This is a genomic window from Rhodococcus sp. 4CII (genome assembly GCF_014256275.1).
Lineage (GTDB): Bacteria > Actinomycetota > Actinomycetes > Mycobacteriales > Mycobacteriaceae > Rhodococcus_F > Rhodococcus_F wratislaviensis_A.
Genome location: NZ_JACCFE010000002.1, coordinates 1,910,443 through 1,933,373, shown reverse-complemented (window position 1 = coordinate 1,933,373; position 22,931 = coordinate 1,910,443). Strand labels below are relative to the sequence as shown.

Sequence of the window (22,931 nt, the reverse complement as noted above, 5' to 3'; positions counted from 1 at the left end):
ATGACACGCGGTACGGTAGGCCCAGGTCGGACGGAGTAGAAGGAGGGCACCAGGCATGACCGAGCAGTTCACCCAGGCCGCAGATGTCGGAATGGGGTCGTTCTACAACTACTTTCAGGCCGGCGAGGAGCTCGCTCCCGCGGACAAGGCAGATTCGAACCGATTCGCGTGGTGGCAGAAGTGACTAGCGCGGCCGGCGAGAAGAATCGGGAAGAAGTTCCCGTGGAGCATATCGTCGCGCTCCTGCGGGAGCGTGTGTACGGCGCTATGACGTGTTTGGCGACGCTCGCCGTCCTCGTCCGCTATACGGCTCCCGAGACGAGCCCATGGGATCGGGTTCTCGATGTGGTTGTGGCCACCGGCGGGCTCTGGGCGGCGAGCCTGCTGGCCGACTGGGTAGCACATCTCGGCGCGTATCACAGCGCTCCGCGCGGACGGGCAGTGCTGCGGATGCTGCAGACCTCCGGCCAGATCGTCGAGGCCGCGGTCTTGCCTGTGCTGGTATTGGTCGCAGCCGCCGTCGGACTACTGAGCACGTCCACAGCGATGTGGGTCGCGATGTGGGTCCTCGTCGCTGAACTCGGTGTAATTGCTCTGCTTGCCGTGCGAATGGCCCAATTACGTTGGTGGCAACAGCTGTTCACAATCGCGGGTTTGGTCGGTGTGGGCGTACTCGTGGTCGGCATCAAGATCCTCCGCCATTAGGTCGGACCGAATGTGGGGACTGCTCGCGGATTGGAGTAGTTGCTGATTTTGAGGAATTCGTCAATATTGATGACACGCGGTAGGGTAGGGCCGGGTCGGACGGAGTGGGAGATGGGCACGCAGGCATGACCGAGCAGATCACCGATGCACCGAACCGCTTGGAACGGCGCAAGGCGCGTACTCGCGCAGCCCTCGTACGCGCAGCTCAGTCCTTCATGGCGGCAGGGAAACTGACCGCCCCGATTCTCGAGATCACCCAGGCCGCAGATGTCGGAATGGGGTCGTTCTACAACCACTTCCAGACCAAGGAGGAGCTCTTCCACGCGGCTGTGGAGGAGGCCCTCGACCGCCACGGCGCGGTGCTCGATGTACTGACCGCAGACCTGGACGACCCTGCCCAGATCTTTGCGCAGAGCTTCCGTCTGACAGGACGCCTGCATCGCAGGAATCCCGAACTGAGCAAAGTTCTGCTCCGCGACGGGCCGAGTCTGGTCAGCTCGGACAAAGGCCTGGCGCCGAGAGCCCGCCGGGACATCGAGGCAGCTGCCCGGGCGGGCCGGTTCAGCGTCCGCGATCCCGAACTGGCCCTGACAATCACCGCGGGAGCCGCCCTCTGCCTGGGTCAACTGCTGCACGACCACCCCGAACGTGACGACGCGGAGGACACCGACCAAGTCACCGAGGACTTGTTGCGCATGTTCGGCGTCTCGGCCGACGAGGCCCACCAAATCAGCCACTGCCCGCTACCCGACGCCGACGATCAACTCCAAGGCGCCACCGCCACGTAACTCTTCCACGGCCAATGCCGGCTGGACCGTGCTCGAACTACGAGGTTCACCCTGCTCCGGCGGTATCGCCCCGAGGCCGCCGTTCTGTCCTCGACGAGCCCCGAGGTACTTCGGGCCGGTGAGCACCGGGTGAACAACCGATGCCGCCGCGCTCGCCGAGCTGACGTCCCGCGCAAGAGTTTTCGACGAGAACCCGAACCGTCGTTCCGAGTTCCACAGTGGGATGCTCGTCTGGCTGTGCAGGCTTTCAGCCCAATTTGAGCCCGTACCGAGGGCCGAGGCCGGCAACGGCCTTCTCGAGCTTTTCGCCGATATTGTCGAGTTCCTCCGCTGCCGACGCGTCGACCGCCGCACTGATCGCCGCAATCAGACTGCCGTCGGGCGCCAGCAGGGGCGTGGCGACGGCAAACGCGTCCGCGAGCGCAGCCTCCGGTGTTGGGGAGTTCCTCGCCGGCCACCCGGCCGCCGCCGGCACCCAACGGCGCCAAGTGACCACGATCAACGCCGTCCACACGACCAAACGGGTTTCCGGCGCAGGGCCGCACGGAAACGATCCGGCAATTACTCAACGACTCCCGGGCCGAGTGGATGGAACGTGTCAGGTCGGTTGTGTGGCAGCGGCTCCCGCAAATTCCGATCGCGGGGTGGCCAGGTGGGTTGTTCGGTCGCCGTGATGCCCCAATCCTGACGCTGGTGGCCGGCAGGTTCGGCTTCGAGCACATTGCGCGGCGGCGCCGCACCGAACCTCACCACCGAGGACAAGGCGCTGGTCGTGCGGGGAGCGGTGGATCCGCCGTTCCCGACGCTGGTAACGGCCCGGTGCCCGCGGTCAGGGTGTATCGGCGGTGGGTGGAGGCGCTCGGGTTCGTTGACCGGTATCCGCATCAACTCTGTCAGTACGATGTCCGCGTGCCCAAGTTCACGTTCCAGCTCGACGTGCGCGACCCGCCGGTGAAGGTGATCGGCGCGATGGTCGACTTCTCGGACCGCCGGCCGGAGGTGTGGCCGGCCCTCACTGCGCGCCTCTACCAGCTGCATGAGCTGGGTGACAGAACCGCCGACGTGACGGAGGGCAGCGCGCTCCTCGGCGCGAGTGTGTGGGAGCGCGTCACCTACGAGTGGACAGACTCGGCCGTCCGCTCGGTGATCACCGACGGGACGATCTTCGAGCCAGGCGGCACGTTCGAGTTCCGTGTCGAGCCGCGCGGCGGCGGCAGCCGGATCAGCGTCGACTATCACCGGCGGTCGAAGACACTGCTGGGACGGTGCATTGGCGCGATGTTGCAGCTGACTGGTGGCGCGCCGATCAGGCGGAGCTTCCGTCAGGTCTACGGCAAGCCGGCCTGATGCGCGCCGACGATGGCGCGCAGTGAGTTTTCGACACGATGATCACCGCCGGGCAACCGTTCAGCAGCCGGCACCGCATCCTGGACACGCACGGGAAGGTGCATCACATCGTTGTCGGGGATCGGATGCTGGGGGAGGACGGTCAGGTGGCCGGCACGTCCGGGTTGGGGTAGCTGGTTCGATCACCTGAGGAAATTCGAGCAGAGACCGCGTCACTGCGCCGGCAGCTTGTCAGGACACCGACGCAGCTTCTGCACTGCTCGCCTACGGCGAGCTGGGTCTCTGCGTGCCGGGCGACGAGGCGACGCTGCTGCGAAGCGACGAGACGCACATTGGTGGCCGGATACCGGTTAACCCTCCGGGTGGTCTGCTGTCCAAGGAAGAGCCCCCTCGGCGCGTCCGGGGCTCGGCCCAGTACCCGACTTGGTAACCCAACAGCGCGGACAAGCAGAAGAACGGCAGGCCGACCATGTGCGAGCCGGAATGGGGCATGTGATGGGAGCGGGCCACAACTCATGCGTGATGGTGGTCGAGAAATTCTATTCTGGACGAAAGGCCTTCGGCTTCCGCCGAATCAAGTACAGCTGACATAGTATCCGTTATCGACGATTCGTAATCCATTGTGTAACTGCATTTTTCAGCATTTGGCAACGGGATGGGTTGAGGACCCTTCCGGACACCGTCGCGCCGAGCACCGTGGTTGCGGTACTCGACGGCACGGGGTTGGGTCTAAGTGCGGTTCGCCGGCCGCGGGGTGTTGTTGCGGGCTTCGATGGCGGCGACGGTGTTGTCGAACGCTTTTCCGAGGACGCGGGTGCCGAAGACGCCGAGCACGGCCCCGAGCGCTCGCCCTTTGAGGTTCTTGCCGTCGCGGACGACGACCGCGTCGACGTCGGTGGTTCCGTCGGGTTTCGGGGTGAGGGTGTAGATGTGGCCGGAGTTTCCGCCCCACAGGTTCGAGTCGGTGGTGGTCATGACGACACGGTGCGGGTCGGTCCAGTCGTAGTGCAGGCGTTCCCAGGCCCCGCCCGAGCCCTCGGTGACGTCGGCGGTGTCGGTGCCGAGTTCGTGGACCTGGAGGTAGTCGTCGGCGCTGTTGCCGAAGATTTCCTCGCGGCCGGGCCCGAAGTCGGTGAGCGCGGCGAGGAACTGTTCGGGTGTTGCGGTGGTGTTCTGGTGGAGGTGGATCGTGGACATGGTGTCCTCCGTGGTGGGTGATGGAAGGTGAGGTTGACCGGTGGATGGTGCGGCAGACAATTAGATGGGCAGCTCCGTCCCAGCCTGTTCGGCGACCATGTAGGCGGCGTACCAGTCGGGCCAGTTCGGATCCTCTGCCCCGCTGCGCTTCTCGTGTTCGCCGTGTGCGATCGCCGCGCGAATCAGCGCACTGGTCAGGTCTGCGGCGGCGGCGAATGTTGTTGCCGTGGTGGCGACCGTTTCGTTGGAGCGGGTTTCGGTGGTGCTCATGGTTGCCTTCTCGCGGGTCTCAGTCACTTGGGTGGGAGGGATGGGGGCGCTACATCTGGGTGCTGCCGTTCCAGCCGGCCAGGATCTGGTCGAGGACGGTGGTGTCGGCGCGCCGGTCCTGCCGCTGGTCGCGCTGGCGGTCGTGCTGGTGTTGTTGCTGCATGTCGTTGTCGCGGTCGAGCGGACTGTCGTGGGTGACAGCGGCGGCGACGGGTTGTGCGGGGGCCGGCGCGGCGGCGGCGGTGGCGGCGGTGGCGGCGCCGACCGGGAGGAGGCCGAATGCCGCGGCCGCGGCGGCGACGGCGGCCAGGCGCTTCCACGAGGAGGTGTGGGTGGCGGACTGGGTGAACGGGTGGAGCTGTGTGGTGGCCATGGTGGGTTCCTGATTCGAGTGCCGCGGGCCCAGCGTCTGCGGCTACTTGAACGGTGTCCGGGAGGGTCGGGAACGTTACACCGACCACACCCGAGTCGTGTGTGGCGTGTGTCACACTTCCCGGTGGGTTTTTCCGGTGGATCGGGGTCGATGTGGCGCAGCGGGGTGCGGGCATCGAGCAGTCAGGCCCCGCCGTTCGCGGTGTGTCCGATAGGGAAGGCGGGTGTGCCGTCGGCGCGGGTGCAGGCGGCGAGCGCGGTGAGGATTTCGCGGTGGGTGCACCACAGGGTGTCGACGAGATCGGCGGCCTGGTTCCGGCCGAGGCGCTGAGAGGCCGGTGGGCGTCGGGCCCGGTCCAAGGCCTGCTGGGCTATCGCGTGGGCGTGCCGGAGCAGAACGAACATTTGCAGCCCCCTTCCGGACGGGAGCGCGTGTCTGCGGACCAGCATGTGCGTACGGGCAAGCGTAGGCGCCGGTGTCGGCGGTCGAGACGCGTAAACCCGACAGCGCAACAAGTTCCGGTCCGCCTTGGGTCGAACGTCAGTCGGAAGTCGGCGGGGTGGGGGTCCCGGGCGCACCCAGCCCAGGATCTGCGGCGTCGATCTCGTCGGAACCCGTGTGCGTGATCGGCAGGAACGGTTCGTTCATGGACATGGATTCATCCTGCCGCGACAGCGGGGGACGCGCCCGAAAGCAGCGGGGTTCCCTCCACCGGAAGGCCGGTTCGATGTGCAGGGATATGTGCGGCGCCGGGCGAAAACGGCGGTCAGATCTACCTGTCGACTGTGTCCGGGCTGTGGTCGAAGACGAAGAGTGGTTTGGTGCCGTGTGCGGGTGTTTCGGCGAGTGTGATGGCTTCGAGGAAGCGGTCGAGCGGGAACGGCCGGCCGTGGGGGATGCTCAGCACTTCCTCCGTGACGAGACTGCGGACCTGGGACAGCGCGTGCATCACCTCCTCGGGTGAGGCAGTGCCGAACCAGCGGTTCAGCCAGAATCCACGGACCGTTTTGGTCTCGTAGATCACCGAGCGAGCATGCAGTGGGATCGTCAGCGCTGCCGGGTCGGTTTGCCGATGGGTCGAGAGCGCGCCGTAGACCACGACCTCTCCTCCCGGAGCCAAAGCCTGGGAGACCTGGGCACCCACCTCGCCCGCGACGCAGTCGGTGGCCTTGCGCACGCCGGCCGGTCCCGCGATGTCGGCTACACGCTGCACCAGGTCCTCGTCCTCGGTGCAGATGACCTCGTCACCACCGAGCGTCGTGATCTCCTCGACGGCCGCGCGTCGCCGCACGACGTTGATCGTGCGGATACCCAGATGCCGGGACAGCTGTATGACGAGACGGCCGACGGTGGAGCCCGCGGCCGTCTGCAGCAACCATTCTCCCGGCTGCACATCGAGTTCGCGGGTCACGAGGAGTAGCGCGGTCAACGGGTTGACGGCGAGTTGACAGGCGCTGGAGTCGCTCAGCTGGTCGGGGACCGGCAGAAGCCGCCCAGTTTCGGCAACGAGGTATTCCTGCCAGGTGCCGGCCACCGGGGGCCCGGGTACCGCCGGGATCGCAGCGACCACCACCCGCTCGCCTAGCTTCAGTCCCGCGGTATTCGGGCCCAGGGCCTCGATGCGACCGACGCATTCCATGCGACCGCCGACCGTGGGAAATTCGGGGGTGAAACCGTAGCGGCCACGCAGCACGTGCAGATCACTGGCGTGAATCGGAGTCGCCGTCACCCGGATCAACGCCTGACCGGCTTGTGGTGTGGGAACAGGCCGGGATTCGAGCCGCAGGACATCGGTGGGCTCGCCGACCTTCTCGGCGACGAGCGCGCGCATGGATTCAGGCATGAGTGACCTTTCGTCTCTCGGTGTACGACGGACTCGCCGGGGCGGTGGACGAGCGAACGATGCCGGTACCGGCATCGTCGGTGTGGGCCGGTGGTTATCGCGTTTCGGGCGCTGCCGGGTATGCCGTGGTGGGGGTGATGGTCAGGGATTCGTCGAGGGCGCGGGTGGCGGCGCGTTCGACGAGCAGGGGCACGAAGTCCCGGATCTGGCATCCGTCGAATCGGTGGTGGGCGGTGTCGATGACGGTCTCGATCTGGTCGGGGTCGGGGTCGAGGTATTGGTATCGCCGGATCAGTTGGGTGCGGACCGCGTCGAGGTGGTGCTGTTCGGTGATGTCCATGACAGAAATTGTCGTCCCCGCAGATGGCGTCGGGGAAGGGGTTCAGCGGGGTTACCAGCGGGAACAGGCGCGGCTGTTCCGCGACCTGCTGCACGAGGAGATCGAGGTGCTCACGGCCCGGATCGACACCACCCGAGCGCAGGGCGGCCGGCTCGGTGCCGAGGACCCGGAGCCGGGTGCGAGGCTCGGTGAGGCGCGTCAGCTGGTGGCGCGGCTCACCGCCCCGGCCGCCCAACGATGTTGCGGGTGATCCGGTATGCGAGATCAGCCGCGGCGAGGCGTTCCCGGCTGGCTGATCGGGTCCAGGTGCATGGTCGTCACCGCAGTGGGTAACCCGATCTGCGGCCATCCGGTGGCCAGGGTGAGCGCCCGCGCGGGTGAGGCGGGTAGCCAGTACAGCGGTTCGCTGCGGTAGGAGCAGATCCCAGCGTCGGCGGCCTGCAGGTCCGGGCGCAGGAAGTAGGGGTCCGCCGGCGCGAGGTCGCCGGTTCCGAGCCACACGTCCAGGTAGGACCAATGCGCCGACAGGTCGGTGGGGTCGGTCAGCGGCCGGGTCTCGTGCCAGGCCCGCCGCGCCGGGCGGCCGGTCGCGGTCAGGGCGAGCTGCACCGCGAGCCCGGACGGGTACGAGGTGATCCGCACCAGTTCCAGGGTCAGGTCGGTGTCGGAGGTCAGCGGCAGCCGGTCGTGCACCCGGTCACCGCCGCAGGGCGGTGGGGCGGTCGCGGGCCAGCGGGCTCTGCGCACGACCCTGATGGTTCCGTACCGCCTCGCCTAAGGCAACGGTTCGATTCGGTGAAAGTGGCTGTACGCGTGAGTAACCTACCGCAGACCGGATGGTGCCGGGGTGTTCGGGTCGCCTCGCGGTGGGGAGATGTTTATGCTCCACTTCCGGGGAGTTCGCCGAACGAAGAGGTGCAGCGATGGCCCACAGAAGCGGTACCAGGCGGGTGTCCGGTCCCGAGTTGACGATCGGTGCCCGGGTGCTTGTCCGCCGGCACGCGGGAGCCGACGTGATCGGGGAGGTCGTCGAGGACTACGGGTCGCTGACCGAATCCGGTGGTCGTGGGCACGAGTGGGCGCCGGCGCATCGGTGGGCGGTCGCACTCGACGACGGGCGGCTGATCTTCGCGGACACCGACGATGTGACCGTCGATCCCGGGTCCCGCTGAATCCCGTTCATCGTGGTGAATAGATCGGATCCGGGCGAAGGCCCCACCGGTGCGAAACACGACTGACCCACCGGTGGGGCAGTAGTGACACCGCCGGATGGCCGGTACGCGTTACACATAGCGGGAGTTCGCCGACCCTTAGCGCTGCGCTTCGGTGGGCGGCTCTGGTTCCTGCGTGCCGGGGCGCGGGGGATGGCGCCGGGTAGCTCGTGCGTTCCCGGTGAGGAACTCTTCGGCGAGGACGGCGGAACGGTCTTCTTCCGTTCCCGGTGAACTGCGGGTCGCAGTCCTCCGCCTTCATTCGTGTGATGGTATCGGGACTCCGCTCGGTGGCACTGCCGGCTGAGGCGAGGATTCCACTGGTGGGGATGCGAGGAGTGAAGTCGTCCGCGTCGGGTATCCAGCACGAACGTTGCGCGCGGGTGGGACGGCCTCGCGGGCAGCCAGACTCTCGCGCCGGCTCCCCCTCCCGACCCGAGAGCCGCTCGTCACCCGCGAGCCCACGGTGATCGACCCCTTGTCACCGAAGGGTTTCGCGGGTGACCCGCAGGTTCGGCGGCTGAGGCCTGTGCGCCGGCAGGAACGTCGGGCGGGGCGGGACACCCGTGCCGCAGAGCCTTGTCGGGCCGGCCCGCACACCGCGGGCAACCCCGTTCGAGGATGCGACGGGGCCGTTCTGGGGGTATGGCAAAATTCCGGTGTCCGCCGAGCCTGTGCGGCAGCTAGGCCGGTGGCAAGGGTTCAGGATGTGCTGGGCGGGAGGTATATCGCGTGAGTGATCGCGACGAGGGGGTCGGGGCCGATGCCCCGCAGCGGGTGGGCAGTTTCCGGTTCTTCCGCGACGGTCACCGCTGGGAGTGGTCCGACACCGTCGCCGCCATGCACGGCTACACCCCCGGCCAGGTCACCCCGACCACCGAGCTGTTGCTCTCGCACAAACATCCCGACGATCATCCGCATGTCGCCGCGATCTTCGACAAGATGATCACCGCCGGGCAACCGTTCAGCAGCCGGCACCGCATACTCGACACCGACGAGCAGGTGCATCACGTCATCGTCGTCGGGGACCGGATGCTGGGCGAGGACGGTGAGGTGGCCGGCACGTCCGGGTTCTACATCGACGTCACCGATCTGCGGGCTCAGGATCGTCGGGACATGACCGATGAGATCGTCGCCGAACTCGAGGAGTCGCGGGCGGTGATCGAGCAGGCCAAGGGGATGCTGATGTTCGCCTACGGCATTCCCGCCGATCGTGCCTTCGACATCCTCACCTGGCGTTCGCAGCAGACCAACACCAAACTGCGCACCGTCGCCGAACACCTGGTCGCCACCGTCGCCGGGACCACCCTGCTGCCCGATGCGGTCCGGACCCGGTTCGATCATCTGCTGCTCACCACGCACCACAACAACCACCAGTAGGGGGGCGGCTCCGCGCGCTGCTGGGACTGAACGCACGGAACCTGAATCGCCTCGGCCGCCGGCAACCGACAACGATCTTGAGGCAGACTTGCCCATCCGTGCGGACGCTAAACAACCACAGTCTCAGTCCGCCCTTCCAGGGCGCCACGCAGACAGCGTGTGTCAACCACTCGTCCACGGCAGAAACATGCAGGTCATGGGTGCCAGTGAGCTGCCGCCGACGTGGTGTTCATTACCGCCCGCCCCCAGGAATGGTCGGCAGAGTCAACCCAGTCCAGGCCGCCCAACACGGCGATGTCGCGGGAGCTGGCAACAGCCACGCTCATCGACAACAAGTTGTTCGACTCGAGCAGGGCGTACATGCGGTTCGCGTAGGGGTGGTGGCCGTCGGTTCCAGCGCGCCGGAATTGATCGAAGTTCGAAAAGTCCTGATAGTCGTCTCCCTCGGTCACCCGAGGTACCGGCCACGACGACAACGCGCAAGACCCGGTCAGAAGCGCTCTGGCCGGGTCTCTTGCTGGAGCCGATGACGGGAATCGAACCCGCGTATTCAGCTTGGGAAGCTGATGTTCTGCCATTGAACTACATCGGCGCGCACGATATTGGGCGCCCGTAGGCAGGCCCAACACCCTGCGGCGGAAACAGTATCAGATGGTGACCCGGACTACCCGGGCACACGCGCGGAGTGTCATACGAGGGGTTTGCCGGTCCGCATTCTGCGTCGCAGATCGCGCATGAGCAGGATGTAGGGGAGTTCGCGGAGGGTGACGGGGATGCGTCGGCTGACGGCGCCGATGGTGCTCATCGTCCGGTCGAAGCGCCGTTGATCCTTGTCGGTCCAGGTGAGGTGCATCTGGTCGCGGAACAGGGGTGGGAGGAATCCGGTGGTGAAGAAAAGGTTGAGGCGGCCGAAGAGGCGGGATACGACGGCGGGCATGAACTCGACCTTGGCGACGGACAGCAGGTACTCGCGAATGGTGTCGTCGATCGACACGTCGGCGAGCGACTTCTCCCAGTATTCGTCGAACGCGGCCCGGTTCTCGGGCCACATTTCCTTGGGTACCTGCAGGGTGGTGCCGAACGTGGCCCCCTGCTGGTAGAAGTATTCGCTCTCGGTCGCGGTGAGTTCGCCGTGCATGGCGCGGTGGACGTCCTCGAACCCGTGGTAGATGCAGGCGGCGACCCACAGCTGCAGTTCGGGGTCGAACGCGTTGTACTGCACGGGGCTGTCGGGCCCCGAATTCACCTTGGCGTGGACGCGGTTGACGCCTTCGCGGAACTGGGCCTTCTCTTCCTCGGTGCCGCGTGCGGCGACGACGAGGTAGGTGAGGGTGGTCCGGGTTCGTTTGATCGGGTGACGGAAGATCTGTCCGCTTTCGACGCGGCTTTCCACGACGCCGTATCCGACGGCGGGGTGGGAGAGCTGCATGATCACGTTTGCTGCACCGGCGAGCAGGCCGGCGCCGTCCATGACCAGTTCGAGTTGATCCGGCACCTCGAGAGATGTCGACATGTGCACTCCTGTCGCAAGCGGTGAATTTCCTATCTGAATACGACCGTAGTCACATATATGTGAGGAGTCCAGGGGCAAGTGCGAAGATGTTTCCATGGCAACCGCGTCGGACAGGGTTTACGGCGGCCAAGAGGGTGACCAGCGTCGATCGGAACGCCGCGCCCAGCTCATCGAGGCCGGGCTCGACCTGCTCGGCAGCGCGGACGGCGACGCCCTGACCGTGCGCGGAGTCTGCAAGCAGGCCGGACTCGCCACCCGCTACTTCTACGAGAGCTTCCCCGACCGCGACGCGCTCACCGTTGCCGTCTACGACCACGTCGTGGAACGCATCGCCACCAGCACCCTGGACGCCGTGACGAACGCCGGGCCGGGGGAGCGTGAGATCGTCCGCGCCGGGGTCCGCAACATCGTGCGGGAAGTCGCCGAGGATCCGCGGCACGGCCGGCTGATGTTCTCGGTGGCGCAATCGAGTGCGGTACTGGCGCAGCGTCGCCTGGACAGCTCGCGACTGTTCGCCGGCCTGGTCACGAAGCAGACGGTCGGCTACTACGAGGTGGCGGAGAGCCCGCGTCTCGACCTGGCCGCGCACTTCATGGTCGGCGGCCTGGCACAGACCCTGACGGCGTGGTTGAACGGGACCGTCACCCTCTCCGAGGACGAGCTCGTGGACATCTGCACGGAACTGCTGCTCTCGATGGCCATCCACACCCGTTAACCTCTACGTGTGCTCCTCTCCGATCGCGATCTCCGTGCCGAAATTTCCTCTGGACGTCTGGGCATCGACCCGTTCGACGATTCGATGGTCCAGCCCTCGAGCGTGGATGTGCGCCTCGACAGCCTGTTCCGGGTGTTCAACAACACCCGCTACACGCACATCGACCCAGCTCAGCGGCAGGACGAGCTGACGACGCTGGTCGAACCGGCGGAGGGGGAGCCGTTCGTCCTGCACCCCGGCGAGTTCGTTCTCGGTTCCACGCTGGAGGTGTGTTCGCTGCCCGACGACCTGGCCGGACGCCTCGAGGGCAAATCGTCGCTGGGCCGCCTCGGTCTGCTGACGCACTCGACGGCCGGGTTCATCGACCCCGGTTTCAACGGGCACATCACCCTCGAGCTTTCCAATGTCGCGAACCTGCCCATCACGCTCTGGCCGGGCATGAAGATCGGGCAGCTGTGCCTGCTGCGGCTGTCGAGCGCGGCGGAGCACCCGTACGGCAGCTCGGCCGTCGGGTCCAAGTACCAGGGCCAGCGCGGTCCGACGCCGTCGAAGGCCTACCTCAACTTCGCGCAGCGCTGAGCCCGCGCCGCCGGCCACATCGGTGCAAACCGAGTGGTCCGCTACTCGTGTGTATTGCGGCGAGGAAGAGAAGACTGGGATTCGAAGCCGCCCTCTCCTGGGCGTTCGATCCCGGAGGCCGCCATGAAAGACGTAGTCGTGTTGTTGCCGGGCATCGGCGGGTCGGTCCTCGCCCGCGACGGCAAGGACGTGTGGGCGCCGACGCCGGGTGCCGCGCTGGCGGGCGTGCTGTCGCTGGGTGGGAACATCAAGCGTCTGCGCCTCGACGGGGACGATCCGGACCTCGACGACCTCGGTGACGGCGTCGTCGCCACCCGGCTGGTCCCCGACTTTCACCTCGTCCCGGGGCTGGACTGGAAGATCGACGGGTACACGAAGTTCCGCGACGACGTCATTCGGCGGTTCGGGGTGGTTCCCGGCGACAACTATTTCGAGTTTCCCTACGATTGGCGACGCGACAACCGGGTGGCGGCACGCGCCCTGGCCCGGCGGACCCACGAGTGGCTGGCGCGGTGGCGCGAGAAGTCGGGCAACGCGGACGCGAAGCTTGTCCTGGTGTGCCATTCGATGGGCGGGATCGTCGCTCGCCTCTTCCTCGAACTGCTGGACGGCCGGCGCGACACCCGTACCCTCGTCACGTTCGGCACCCCGTACTCGGGCTCGGTCAACGCGCTCGAATTCCTGGTCAACGGGTTCCGCAAGGGGTGGGGTCCGTTCACCGTCGACCTCGGCGCACTGATCCGCTCGTTCACCTCCGCGTACCAGTTGCTGCCGTCGTATCGGTGCATGGCGGGCGACGACGGGGCGTGGCTCGCGCTCGACGACGACAAACTCGAGTGGTCGGGGACCGGTCTCGACGCCGACCGGATGGCTGCGGCGGTGCGCCTGCAGCGGGATCTGCGAGGGACGATCGACGAGCGGCTGAACTCGGGAGACGACGGCTACGACATCCGCCCGGTGATCGGCGACTTCCAGCCCACCAAGTGGGCCGCCCGATTGGCCGGGAACAGGGTCGAGACGCTGACCGTGCGCGGACCGGGGGAGAGCGGCGGCGACGGCACCGTGCCGAAACTGTCGTCGATCCCGCACGAACTCATGACAGGATGGAAGAACGCCGCCTTCTTCAGTCAGAAACACGCTTCCCTGCAGAACGACGACCCGGTGATCGACCACGTCGGCGGCATCCTGACGACCGCAGTGCTCGCGCCCCCGAACGTGTTTCCGGCGGTGAGCGAATCGGTCGCGTTGGACGTCGACGACGTCACGACCGCCGAGCCACTCGTGATCCGCGCCCGCACCGACGCCGAGGGGGCGCGGCTCGTCGCGACGGTCGAGCCCGTCGCCGGCGGCCCCGGCACGCAGCACCACCTGTCGACGACGGTCGACGGCTGGCAGCAGACCAGTCTCGACGGGCTCACCGCCCAGGACTACCGGATCACCGTCCGCGCCCCGGGGGTGCACCCGGTCACGGACGTCGCGAGTGTGGTCGACCTCGACGAGATCGCCCGGTCGGTCGACGTCTAGAGGAGTGCGGAGACATGAGACCGCAGGCCGTACCCGGTTTCGAGGAACTGGAGATCAGCGTGCTGCGGGCAGGCGACCACGTCTGGCTCTCGGCGCAGTCGCGGATGGGCTCGGTGTTCGCGGTGCGGCGATCGATCCCGGAATGGAAATTGCCGAACGACGTCACCGGACAGTCGATCGACGCGCCGTCCGACTGGCTGACCGACACGGTCCGGCACGCGCGCACCGACGCGGCCTCCCCGGCGCTCGACGTCGGAAAGGTGTTGACGGACCTCGTGTTCGGGGTCCCCGAGATCGTCACGCTGCTGCAGCAGAGCCGGGGGATCGCGCAGACGTCGGGAACTCAGCTCCTGCTGCGCGTCCTCGCCGCGCCGCAGGACGTGTGCGCGTGGCCGTGGGAGCTGCTGCTCGATCCGCAGCGACCCGACAAGTTCCTCGCCATGGCCCGCGACGTTCACGTGGTGCGGTCCGGGCGGTCCCGCACCTACCCGATTCGGCAGGCACCGATCGAGCCGCCGCTCAATCTTCTGCTGGTGATGTCGAGCCCCCTGCGGGCGGGTCCCGAGGACTCCGAGGCCCCGTTCGACCTGTATGCCGAGAAACGCAGTCTGTTGTCGGAACTGCAGCCGCTGATCGACCGCGGTCTGCTGCGGGTGGTGGTCGAGGACCGTCCGTCGGTCGAACGGCTCCGCAGTCGAATGGCCATGCAAAGGCGCGGTTTTCATCTCTTCCACTACCTCGGTCACGCCAATCCGGACGGGCTCAAGCTGGAGCGCCGCAACGGCCGCGGAAGGCTGCTGCCCAGCCAGGAATTCGCGTTGCTGCTGCAGCAACTGCCGGACCTGCGGTTGGCGGTGTTCGCGGGCTGTGAGACGGCGCGCGCGCCGGAGGGCGTCGTCGACGACGACCCGTGGCCGGGACCGCTGTCGTCCGCGGACGTCTGCGTGCGGGACGCCTGCCCGATGGTGATCGGGATGCAGGCAGTGCTGCCGTTCCGGACGGAGCGGCTGCTGACGCGGTTCTTCTACCAGGCGCTGACCGCAGGCCAACCCGTGGCCGAGGCGTTGCGGCTGGCACGGCTGGCGGTCAACGGGGACGAGAACAGCGGCGAACCCCTTCTCGACTGGGCGGTGCCGTGCCTGTTCGTCGGCGGCAGTGAGCCCGGCGCGATCATCGACCCGGAGGCGAAGGCGCGGCCGGAGCCCGCCCCGCGCCGGATCGAACTGCGACTCGGGATCCGTCAGGGCGAACTCCGCTTCATCTCCCGGCTCGCGGAACTGCGCGAAGGAGTCGATGTGCTGTCGGGGCAGACGTCCGCGCGACTGCTCCACGTCGTCGGGATGCCGTCCACGGGGAAGACGGCCCTCCTCGACCGGATTCTCGAAGAACTCGACCCGCGAATCGCGCTTCTGTTCATCAGTGCCAAACGTCTTCTCGCGGAGCCCGATCCGATGCGCGAGTTCGCCCACCTGGTCGCCGAACTGATGCGCGACGCGGGGGTTCGCACCGTGCGCGAAGGCAGATTCAGCGCCGGTGACTGGTGGGAGCGACTGCTCGGCGACCTCACCGAAGTCCCCGCCGCGATCGTGATCGACGACGGCGACCTGCTCCTCGCCGACACACCGGGTGCCGCGGACCTGCTCACCGCGCTGATCCTCCTGACCGAGCGTCGCGGGTGTGCGCGGCTGGCAGTCGCAACGACCGGGGACCTCGTCGAACTGACGGCGTCGCTCCGGCCCTCGGAGGTACGCACGATCCGTCTGGACGCATTGTCGTGGCCGGAAGTGTGGCAATGGATCCGGCGCAACCTGCCGGCTCTGACCCGTTACCCGGAGAAGGACCTCTCCCTGCTCTACACCGATGTCCGGCACCTGGAACTGTGGGAGCAGTTGGCCGATCTCGCCTCCCAGAACGGGACCTTCGAACCGCAGGATCTGCCGATCCTCGTCCGGCAACTCGGCGTCGGTACCGCGAAACCCCCGGAGCCGGACACGGGATCCGACTTCTTCGGGGCCGGGACCGCGGCACCGGCGGTGGCCGAGCCGGAACCCGCTCCGGTGCGGCGCGCGTTGCGGTTGGCGGTGGCAGGCCCGTTCACGATCGGTAGGCGCGAGGAGATCGCCGTCGCGGTCACCCAGTGCGCCATCGAGCACGGGGTTCCGGGACGGGTGGTCGCCGGCGAGACGGGCGAGGGGGAATCGGCTCTGGCCGAACTGCTTCCACAGGAGCTGGTGTTCGCGGACGGTGTCCCCGCGGAGCGCGACGTCTGCCGGTGGATGGAGGACGCCGCCGCGGCCGACGCCGACATCCTGGTGTTCGACTACGGCAACGCTGTGCCCTCGGACGAGCAGAACGCGGTGATCGCCCGCCTGGTCGGCGAGGGCCGGCTCGTGATCGCGTCGGGCGATCACTCCGACGAGTCCGCCTATCCCGCCTGGACCGCGGACGCGTTCGCGGTCGGCGCGATCGAGGACGACGGCACACTCACCCACGAAACCCCGTACTTCGCCGACGTCGGCAAACCCGACGTCTACGCGCCCCGGACGATCACCGGGACGACCTGCGAGAGACTGGTCGACCGACCGGAGATGGAGGGCACGACGTTCGCCGCGCTGTATGTGGCCGTCGCGGCAATGCTGGTGTGGGCGACCGACCGCGATTTGTCCGCGCGTGAGGTCCGGGAGCTGCTGGTCGAGACGGCGGCGCCGATACCGGCGGGGCACGGTGACACCGCGCGGAAACTCGACGTCGACGCGGCACTGGACCGCGCACGGCGCACGGTCATCGTCGGCGCGATCGGATCGGACGCGCTCGAACTCGGGCAACTCCTCGCGGAGACCCCGATCCGTCCGGAACTGGCCGTGCCGATCCTCGACGACCTCGTCGCGGACGGCACCCGCATCCGGCGGGTCGTCCGCAACGGTGTCGAGCAATACGAATGCGTCGATGACGGCGCCGGCCCGAGAAACGAGTAGCCGACTACGCATGACCGCGACGCCCGCGTCGACGAGGCTCGTTGCCACAGCACACAGCGGCCGACTACGTGAGGACAGCGTCATGACCATCGTCGACAGCATCGGAGACGGACAGTCGCAGCGCGACATGCGCGCCGGAACGTTCGAGGCGGAACGGCAACGGCAGCGCGATGCCGCGGAACTGCGTGCCCGCGAACGGGCACCGGAGCGCGGCGAGCACGTGGACGCGCTCACCGGACCCGGCGGCATCGCCGCGGCCGACACTCCCGAACGGATCGCGAAACGGGTGGACCGACTCGGCCGCTACTACGCGTCGGGGGAGTGGGCGGCCGACACGATCCCGGATCAACTGCTCGAGAAGATCGTGGGCACCGCGGATTTCGTCGGTGCCCGGTACCTCGACGCCGGCGTCGCCGCGGCCCGGTCCGTCGGACGCGTGAACATCCGCGACGCACGCGGCGTCCTGCAGGGGTACGGCACAGGTTTCCTCGTCTCGCCGACGCTGCTGCTGACCAACCATCACGTACTGCCGGACGCGGGCACCGCCCGAAGCAGCGCCATCGAGTTCGACTACCAGGACGGTGTGGACGGCACCCCACGTCCCGTGCAGATGTTTCCCCTCGACCCGGCCCGGTTCTATCTCGCCGACCGGGAACGCGACTTCGCCCTCGTCGCGGTCGATGCCGAGCCCGGGACACTCGCCCGGTTCGGGTTCACCCCGCTGATCCAGGCGGAAGGCAAGGCCATCATCGGTGAGTTCGTCACCATCGTCCAGCATCCCCGCGGCGAGAAGAAGCAGGTCGCCCTGCGCGAGAACCGCATCGTCGACATTCCGGAAAAGTTCCTGCACTACTCGGCGGACACGGAACCCGGATCCTCGGGATCACCGGTGTTCAATGACCAGTGGGAGGTGGTCGCGTTGCATCACGCGAGTGTGCGGGCGCCGCAGCACACCGAGTTCGGCGGGTTCCTCAACGAGGGGGTGCGCATCAGCCGGATCCTCGAATTCGTGCGGGCCCAGAACCTGCCACCACACTCGCGCGGACTCGTCGACGAACTCCGTACCGCCGAGCGGACCGAACCGACCGTCCCACCGGAGGTCGCACGCGACCGGGAAGTGACGGTGCGGGTGCCGCTCGAGATCACGGTGCGGCTCGGATCCACCGAGTCCGTCGCCGCCGCGCAACCTGCTGCGCCCGAGGCGATCTCGATCGACCCGGACTACGGAACCCGGGGTGGGTACGACGCGAACTTCCTGCGGCTGCCGCTGCCGCTTCCGCGGCCCGGGGTGCCGGCGGTGGCGTCGCCCGAGCTGAAGTATCACCACTTCAGCGTCGTGATGCACCGTGAGCGGGCGCTCGCGCTGTTCACCGCCGTGAACATCGACGGCACCCAATCGCAGAGCCCGAGACGCGACAGCGACCGGTGGATTCTCGACCCGCGGCTTCCGGCCGATCAGCAGACCGGCGAGGAGGTGTACCGGGACAATCCCCTCGACCGCGGTCACCTCGTGCGCCGCCTCGACCCGGCGTGGGGCCCGCTCGCCACGGCCGCGAACGACGACACGTTCCACTTCACGAATTGCACCCCGCAGCACCACAATTTCAACGCCGGGCAGACGCTGTGGCTGGGGCTCGAGGACTACGTCCTGAAGAACGCGGACACCGCCGATCTCGCCGTCAGCGTCGTCACCGGTCCCGTGCTTGCGCCGGACGACCCGGTGTACCGCGGTGTGTTGTTGCCGCGGCAATTCTGGAAGGCGGTGGCCATGGTGAAGCAGGACGGCACACTGTCGGTCACCGGCTATCTGCTCAGTCAGGCCGCGTTGCTCGACGAGTTCGCCGCGGGGGAGGAGGAGTTCTCCTACGGCGCCTACCGCACGTTCCAGGTTCCCGTCCGGCGAATCGCCCAGTTGACCGGTCTGGACCTGGACCCGTACGTCGCGGCCGATCCACTCGAACGGATCGAGGCGAGTAGCCTGCCCCGCGAACTCGTCCGTCCCCAGGACCTCGTTCTCTGACGCCGGAAAGGACCCACGTCATCATGAGCAGCACCGAACCACTGTTCGAACCCCCCACTCGCCGCACGTGCGGCGCGATGGACGTGCACCGCCGGCTGCTGACCGAGTCGGAGTCGTATCGGATCGCCCGGTCGGAGATCGAGAACCAGACCATCGAACTGGAATCGCTGCAGTCGATCTCCGCCCGCGGGGTGGCCCGGATTCCGGTGGTCGTGCACGTCGTGTCGAACACCGCGGCACAGAACATTTCCGACGCGCAGATCGAGAGCCAGATCGCGGTGCTCAACAAGGACTTCCGCGCCGCCAACGACGACGTGGACACGGTCCCGGAAGTCTTCGCGCATCTGGTCGGTGACGCGGCAGTCGAGTTCTTCCTCACCGACACCGACCCGGCCGGACGTCCCACCCACGGAATCACCCGCACCGCAACCGAAGTCGACGCGTTCGATCAGAACGACGGCGTCAAGTCCGCCGCCCGGGGCGGCGCCGATCCGTGGCCGACGCAGCGATATCTGAACATCTGGGTGTGCGCGCTCGGCGGCGGACTGCTCGGGTACGCGCAGTTCCCGGGCGGCCCGGTCGACACGGACGGCGTCGTGATCACCTACACCGCGTTCGGGACGACGGGCACCGCACGGGCCCCGTTCGACCTCGGGCGCACCGTGACCCACGAGATCGGCCACTACCTGAACCTCTTCCACATCTGGGGTGACGACGGCACCGGCTGCCGGGGCTCCGACGAGGTGGCCGACACCCCCAACCAGGGCGGACAGAACGTCGGGATGCCGCGGTTCCCTCACGTCAGCTGCGGAAACGGGCCGCACGGCGACCTGTTCATGGACTACATGGATTACACGGACGACGCCGGGATGGTGATGTTCACCAAGGGGCAGGGCGCCCGGATGGGTGCATGCCTCGACGGGGTCCGGAAAGAGTTGTGGACCGGGCGGGCCGCGAGTCCGGCATCGTCCGCCGTGCTTGCCGCGGGCGCCGCCGGCCGCTGGGGGCATTCCTTCGAGGAAGACCACGACGGGCTCCGCGTGTACCGGCCGGCGGGGTTCGACTTCCCGCGGGCACGGGGCCGCGGCGGTATCGAATTCCGGCCGGACGGCTCCTTCGTCGACTGGGCGATCGGCCGGGGAGACGCCGGTGAACCACGAGAGGGCACGTGGGTGTCCGCGGACGACGACGGGGCCCTCGAGGTGACCACGGCGTCGGGGGAATCGCGCACCGTTCGCGTGGTCCGGTTCGATGGCGACCGGCTGGAATTGGACCTCGGTGATGCGTCCTGACCCTAGCGGTGGCACCTACCTGCGGAGATATAATTCTCGGAGCTGGTATTCGCACTCAGTGACGCGGTTCCGCCGTACTCGGGGAGACGGATTGTCGCGCCCCGAAAGGAATTCCGATGTCTACTCGACAAGTGGTGGGTCGGCTGGGAGCAATGATCGCCGTCGCCGGCGCACTGTCGTTCGCAGTGCCCTCGGCAGTCTCCGCAGCACCGTTCGTTCCCGGCTCGATGTCGACGTGCGCCCCCGGCGCGTGGCTGACATTCAACGCGGAGCGGGTCGCACCCGACCGCATCCGGTACACCACCGCGGCGCCTCTCGCGCAGTGGAACGGCGCCGTCGTGCAGTTCACGAACCTCACCACCGGGTTCCGGGGTGTCGCGTTCGTCAACGACCCGGTTCCGGCCGCCGTCGGGTTCGGGCCGGTGCTCAGTGAGGTCGCCGGACTGCTCCCGTGCTTCGTGTCGTCGGGCGTCACCATGTCGTGACGGTCAGCTGGGGTCGGATCCCCGGACCGCCGCGAACCACACCGCGACGACCGCCGCCACGCACGTCGCTCCGGCGAAGGCGGAGAACCCGCCGCCCGCGCCGTACACCCACAGTGCGCCGGCGAACGGCGCCACGACCGCGAACTGCGCGTCGAGGACGATTCGCCGCACCGGCCGGGCGGCGATCCGGGCGCGCCCGGGACCGTCCGGGTTCGGCCGCGACGGGTTGTCGATCAGCCGGCCGTCCGGCTCCGAACGACGCGCTCGGCCGGAGGGGAGGAGTCGCCGCCCGTTCCAGGTCACGACGCTGCGCCTGCCGGCGTCGTGCACGGTTGCCGTCGTCGGCGTAGGCATCGTGACCAGGGCCGGATCGAAGAACACGGGTATCCACCGCGGTCCTGGTTCCTCGTCGATCTCGATCCAGGACCTGCTGGTGAGCCGGTGCTGCTGGCGGACCCGGTGCACGGTGGCGGGACGGCCCGGCTCCGATCCCGTCCGGGTGGCCGCGAACCAGGTGTAGCCGGTGACGGCGAGCACCGTCGCCGCCACGACGACCAGTGCGCTGAGCTGGTCGGCGTCGGCGAACGGCATGAACGCAGCGCACACCAGCACGGCGCACACGCCGGCGACCACGGGGTAACGCACGGCCACGGGATTACTGATTCAGGAACCCGATCGTGGTGTAGTCGTACGACGCGAGACCGGGCGCACCGAAGTTCGCCAGGTTGTCGCGCACCGCGACATTGCCCGGTGCCTGCACGAGCGGCAGCGAGAATCCCTCCTCGAACACCGCGGTGTCCACCTCGTTGGCCAGTTCGATCGCCTTCTGCGGATCGAGTTCCGAGATGGTCCGCTCGATCAGCGCGTTCAACTCGGGCGACCCGATCCGGCCGTAGTTGCCCTGCAGATCGTCCGGGTTGTACGCGTAGATCTGGGGCAGGCCGCTGAGCGGGAACGGATCACCCACCCAGGAGAATTGGGCGATGTCGAAGTCGCCGGGCTGGATGACGTCGGTGAAGAATCCGTTGCCGCCGCGGGTGTCGATGTTCAGCTTCACGCCGATCTGTGCGAGGTTCTGCTGCACGATCTGCGCAATCTGGACCCAAGTGGTCGACTGGTACATCACGTCGCGGATCTCGAGCCTGCGCCCGTCCTTCTCGCGGAAATCGCCGTTGAGCGTCCACCCGAGTTCGTCGAGCCGCCGCGCGGCCTCCTCGGGGTCGTAGGCGACCGATTCGCTGTTGTCCTGATAGCCCTGCTGACCGTCGAGATACACGTGATTGTTCAGCGGCTGGGGATCGTCGACCAGGCCGTTCTGGATCGCGGTCGCGATACCCTGCCGGTCGATGCCCTTCGAGACTGCCACCCGCAATTCCGGATCGGCGAGGATGGAGCCCTCAGCTCCGTTGAACGTGATGTGCGAGAACTGGTTTCCGGGTGCCCGGCGGATCGCGATGCCTGCCGAGCCCTGCGCCGTCTTCACCTCGTCGATCGTGGCCAGTCCCGACGCGTCGATCTCGTTGTTCTGCAACGCCGGAATGCGGGCCGAGTCGTCGAGCACGCTGTAGGTGATGGTGTCGAGTTTGGGTGTGTCACCCCACCACGCGGGATTGCGGCCCAACGTGATCCGATTCTGCGCCTTGTCGGTCGACTCGATGCGGAACGGGCCCGAGGTCAGGGGGATTTCGTCGCGCAGACTCACATTGAACGCCTCGGGGGTTGCGGTCACCGACTTCGGGTAGAGCATCGAATTGCCCGCGAACTGGCCCCGCCATTCGGCGTACGGCTCGGCGAACGTGATCACCGCCTGCCGGTCGTCGACGCCGCGCTCGACCCGATCGACCCGCTCGAACCCGGACGTGTTCGCGATCAGAAATTCCTTGTTCGTTCCGTTCAGCGCCGCGGCCTGAGACTGGATGTCCACCCACGTGATCGGGGAGCCGTCCGACCACACCGCCTTCGGGTTGATCGTGTACGTGACCTGCTGGGGGTCGGTGCCGGTGAGTGCGACGTCGGTGAAGTAGTCGTGGTTCACCGACAGGGCTCCGGCCGCGTCGGTGCTGAACGCCCGCGGCATCATCGGCTTCAGGAGGCCGGCGATCTCGGAATCGTTGCCGTCGTTGGACAGGGCGTTGAAGTTCGCGGGGAACGACGACAACGCCAACCGCAGATTACCGCCGTCGCGTATCTCGCTCGGATCGTGCGGATTGATGTCGTTGGTGCTGCCGATCGCCCCGGATCCGGCATCGACACCACCGTTGTCCGAACTTCCGCAGCCACTGAGAATCAGGCCGACGGCCAGGACCGAAACCGCGAGGCGGGTGCGCACCGAACGAATCCTCATGGCAATGGCCCTCCTCGACGTTCGCTGACC

General features: G+C 67.5%; 27 protein-coding genes, 1 tRNA gene and 1 pseudogene. 16 read left to right on the top strand and 13 right to left on the bottom strand.

Annotation, left to right across the window (positions count from 1 at the left end):
• Positions 1-55 precede the first annotated feature (55 nt).
• The 3 genes from H0B43_RS42475 to H0B43_RS09740 all read left to right on the top strand — a co-directional run bounded on the left by H0B43_RS42475 (position 56) and on the right by H0B43_RS09740 (position 1,493).
• Positions 56-184 (top strand): hypothetical protein, encoded by a 129-nt coding sequence (locus tag H0B43_RS42475; RefSeq protein WP_282555514.1) that lies wholly within the window; start codon positions 56-58, stop codon positions 182-184.
• A gap of 38 nt (positions 185-222) precedes the next feature.
• Positions 223-705, top strand: a complete 483-nt coding sequence (locus tag H0B43_RS09745) for a hypothetical protein (protein ID WP_312033843.1) — start codon at positions 223-225, stop codon at positions 703-705.
• 125 nt (positions 706-830) lie between these two features.
• Positions 831-1,493, top strand: coding sequence for a TetR/AcrR family transcriptional regulator (locus tag H0B43_RS09740; RefSeq protein ID WP_185728105.1), 663 nt, complete (start codon positions 831-833; stop codon positions 1,491-1,493).
• Between the two features lie 247 nt (positions 1,494-1,740).
• Here the strand turns inward: H0B43_RS09740 and H0B43_RS09735 are convergent, their stop codons facing one another.
• A complete protein-coding gene (locus H0B43_RS09735) occupies positions 1,741-1,989 on the bottom strand; it encodes a hypothetical protein (protein WP_252189834.1) in 249 nt (82 codons plus the stop codon).
• 353 nt (positions 1,990-2,342) lie between these two features.
• Here H0B43_RS09735 and H0B43_RS09730 point away from each other — a divergent pair, with 353 nt between their 5' ends.
• The 3 genes and pseudogenes from H0B43_RS09730 to H0B43_RS43090 all read left to right on the top strand — a co-directional run.
• Positions 2,343-2,840 (top strand): hypothetical protein, encoded by a 498-nt coding sequence (locus tag H0B43_RS09730; protein ID WP_185728106.1) that lies wholly within the window; start codon positions 2,343-2,345, stop codon positions 2,838-2,840.
• 38 nt (positions 2,841-2,878) lie between these two features.
• Positions 2,879-3,013: a hypothetical protein gene (locus H0B43_RS41390; protein WP_397517478.1), complete on the top strand. Its 135-nt coding sequence runs from the start codon at positions 2,879-2,881 to the stop codon at positions 3,011-3,013.
• Between the two features lie 65 nt (positions 3,014-3,078).
• Positions 3,079-3,270: pseudogene (locus tag H0B43_RS43090) on the top strand (thiolase C-terminal domain-containing protein); the annotation flags it as partial.
• 299 nt (positions 3,271-3,569) lie between these two features.
• Here the strand turns inward: H0B43_RS43090 and H0B43_RS09725 are convergent.
• From H0B43_RS09725 to H0B43_RS09700, 6 genes are all read right to left on the bottom strand, one after another.
• Positions 3,570-4,037, bottom strand: coding sequence for a hypothetical protein (locus H0B43_RS09725; RefSeq protein WP_185728107.1), 468 nt, complete (start codon positions 4,035-4,037; stop codon positions 3,570-3,572).
• 60 nt (positions 4,038-4,097) lie between these two features.
• Complete coding sequence (locus H0B43_RS09720; RefSeq protein WP_185728108.1) at positions 4,098-4,307, bottom strand: glyoxalase; 210 nt, start codon at positions 4,305-4,307, stop codon at positions 4,098-4,100.
• Positions 4,308-4,356: 49 nt separating this feature from the next.
• On the bottom strand, positions 4,357-4,680 hold the full coding sequence (locus tag H0B43_RS09715) for a hypothetical protein (RefSeq protein WP_185728109.1): 324 nt from the start codon (positions 4,678-4,680) through the stop codon (positions 4,357-4,359).
• A gap of 182 nt (positions 4,681-4,862) precedes the next feature.
• Positions 4,863-5,084, bottom strand: coding sequence for a hypothetical protein (locus H0B43_RS09710; RefSeq protein ID WP_185728110.1), 222 nt, complete (start codon positions 5,082-5,084; stop codon positions 4,863-4,865).
• 368 nt (positions 5,085-5,452) lie between these two features.
• A complete protein-coding gene (locus H0B43_RS09705; protein WP_252189835.1) occupies positions 5,453-6,523 on the bottom strand; it encodes a zinc-dependent alcohol dehydrogenase family protein in 1,071 nt (356 codons plus the stop codon).
• Between the two features lie 94 nt (positions 6,524-6,617).
• Complete coding sequence (locus H0B43_RS09700) at positions 6,618-6,863, bottom strand: three-helix bundle dimerization domain-containing protein (RefSeq protein ID WP_185728111.1); 246 nt, start codon at positions 6,861-6,863, stop codon at positions 6,618-6,620.
• On the opposite strand from H0B43_RS09700, the gene H0B43_RS09695 reads away from it, so the two are divergent.
• On the top strand, positions 6,862-7,113 hold the full coding sequence (locus tag H0B43_RS09695; protein ID WP_185728112.1) for a hypothetical protein: 252 nt from the start codon (positions 6,862-6,864) through the stop codon (positions 7,111-7,113). The two genes, H0B43_RS09700 and H0B43_RS09695, sit on opposite strands and share 2 nt — an antisense overlap.
• A gap of 14 nt (positions 7,114-7,127) precedes the next feature.
• Here H0B43_RS09695 and H0B43_RS09690 read toward each other — a convergent pair whose 3' ends face one another.
• Entirely contained in the window at positions 7,128-7,610 is a 483-nt protein-coding gene (locus H0B43_RS09690) for a serine/threonine protein kinase (protein WP_312033844.1), read from the bottom strand.
• Positions 7,611-7,786: 176 nt separating this feature from the next.
• Between H0B43_RS09690 and H0B43_RS09685 the strand changes: the two genes are divergently transcribed.
• Both H0B43_RS09685 and H0B43_RS09680 read left to right on the top strand, forming a co-directional pair.
• The gene (locus H0B43_RS09685; protein WP_185728113.1) at positions 7,787-8,035 is read left to right on the top strand and encodes a hypothetical protein; all 249 of its coding nucleotides are present in this window, start codon (positions 7,787-7,789) and stop codon (positions 8,033-8,035) included.
• Between the two features lie 771 nt (positions 8,036-8,806).
• Complete coding sequence (locus H0B43_RS09680) at positions 8,807-9,454, top strand: PAS and ANTAR domain-containing protein (RefSeq protein ID WP_185728114.1); 648 nt, start codon at positions 8,807-8,809, stop codon at positions 9,452-9,454.
• A gap of 194 nt (positions 9,455-9,648) precedes the next feature.
• Here the strand turns inward: H0B43_RS09680 and H0B43_RS09675 are convergent, their stop codons facing one another.
• From H0B43_RS09675 to H0B43_RS09665, 3 genes are all read right to left on the bottom strand, one after another.
• The gene (locus H0B43_RS09675) at positions 9,649-9,906 is read right to left on the bottom strand and encodes a hypothetical protein (RefSeq protein ID WP_185728115.1); all 258 of its coding nucleotides are present in this window, start codon (positions 9,904-9,906) and stop codon (positions 9,649-9,651) included.
• 66 nt (positions 9,907-9,972) lie between these two features.
• Positions 9,973-10,046, bottom strand: a tRNA-Gly gene (locus H0B43_RS09670).
• A 96-nt stretch (positions 10,047-10,142) separates the two neighbouring features.
• Entirely contained in the window at positions 10,143-10,967 is an 825-nt protein-coding gene (locus tag H0B43_RS09665) for an oxygenase MpaB family protein (protein ID WP_185728116.1), read from the bottom strand.
• 94 nt (positions 10,968-11,061) lie between these two features.
• Here H0B43_RS09665 and H0B43_RS09660 point away from each other — a divergent pair, with 94 nt between their 5' ends.
• The 7 genes from H0B43_RS09660 (at position 11,062) to H0B43_RS09630 (ending at position 20,557) form a co-directional block, all read left to right on the top strand.
• Entirely contained in the window at positions 11,062-11,682 is a 621-nt protein-coding gene (locus H0B43_RS09660) for a TetR/AcrR family transcriptional regulator (RefSeq protein ID WP_185728117.1), read from the top strand.
• A gap of 9 nt (positions 11,683-11,691) precedes the next feature.
• The gene (dcd, locus tag H0B43_RS09655) at positions 11,692-12,261 is read left to right on the top strand and encodes a dCTP deaminase (RefSeq protein ID WP_185728118.1); all 570 of its coding nucleotides are present in this window, start codon (positions 11,692-11,694) and stop codon (positions 12,259-12,261) included.
• A gap of 123 nt (positions 12,262-12,384) precedes the next feature.
• Positions 12,385-13,785 (top strand): lipase/acyltransferase domain-containing protein, encoded by a 1,401-nt coding sequence (locus tag H0B43_RS09650; protein ID WP_185728119.1) that lies wholly within the window; start codon positions 12,385-12,387, stop codon positions 13,783-13,785.
• A gap of 14 nt (positions 13,786-13,799) precedes the next feature.
• Complete coding sequence (locus H0B43_RS09645; RefSeq protein WP_185728120.1) at positions 13,800-16,760, top strand: CHAT domain-containing protein; 2,961 nt, start codon at positions 13,800-13,802, stop codon at positions 16,758-16,760.
• Between the two features lie 82 nt (positions 16,761-16,842).
• Positions 16,843-18,780: a DNA/RNA non-specific endonuclease gene (locus tag H0B43_RS09640; protein ID WP_185728121.1), complete on the top strand. Its 1,938-nt coding sequence runs from the start codon at positions 16,843-16,845 to the stop codon at positions 18,778-18,780.
• Between the two features lie 23 nt (positions 18,781-18,803).
• Positions 18,804-20,072 (top strand): zinc metalloprotease, encoded by a 1,269-nt coding sequence (locus H0B43_RS09635; protein ID WP_185728122.1) that lies wholly within the window; start codon positions 18,804-18,806, stop codon positions 20,070-20,072.
• Between the two features lie 116 nt (positions 20,073-20,188).
• Positions 20,189-20,557, top strand: a complete 369-nt coding sequence (locus H0B43_RS09630; protein ID WP_185728123.1) for a hypothetical protein — start codon at positions 20,189-20,191, stop codon at positions 20,555-20,557.
• Positions 20,558-20,560: 3 nt separating this feature from the next.
• Here the strand turns inward: H0B43_RS09630 and H0B43_RS09625 are convergent, their stop codons facing one another.
• On the bottom strand, positions 20,561-21,148 hold the full coding sequence (locus H0B43_RS09625; RefSeq protein ID WP_185730041.1) for a hypothetical protein: 588 nt from the start codon (positions 21,146-21,148) through the stop codon (positions 20,561-20,563).
• Between the two features lie 64 nt (positions 21,149-21,212).
• Positions 21,213-22,901 (bottom strand): ABC transporter family substrate-binding protein, encoded by a 1,689-nt coding sequence (locus H0B43_RS09620; RefSeq protein WP_185728124.1) that lies wholly within the window; start codon positions 22,899-22,901, stop codon positions 21,213-21,215.
• Positions 22,902-22,931: the final 30 nt, after the last annotated feature.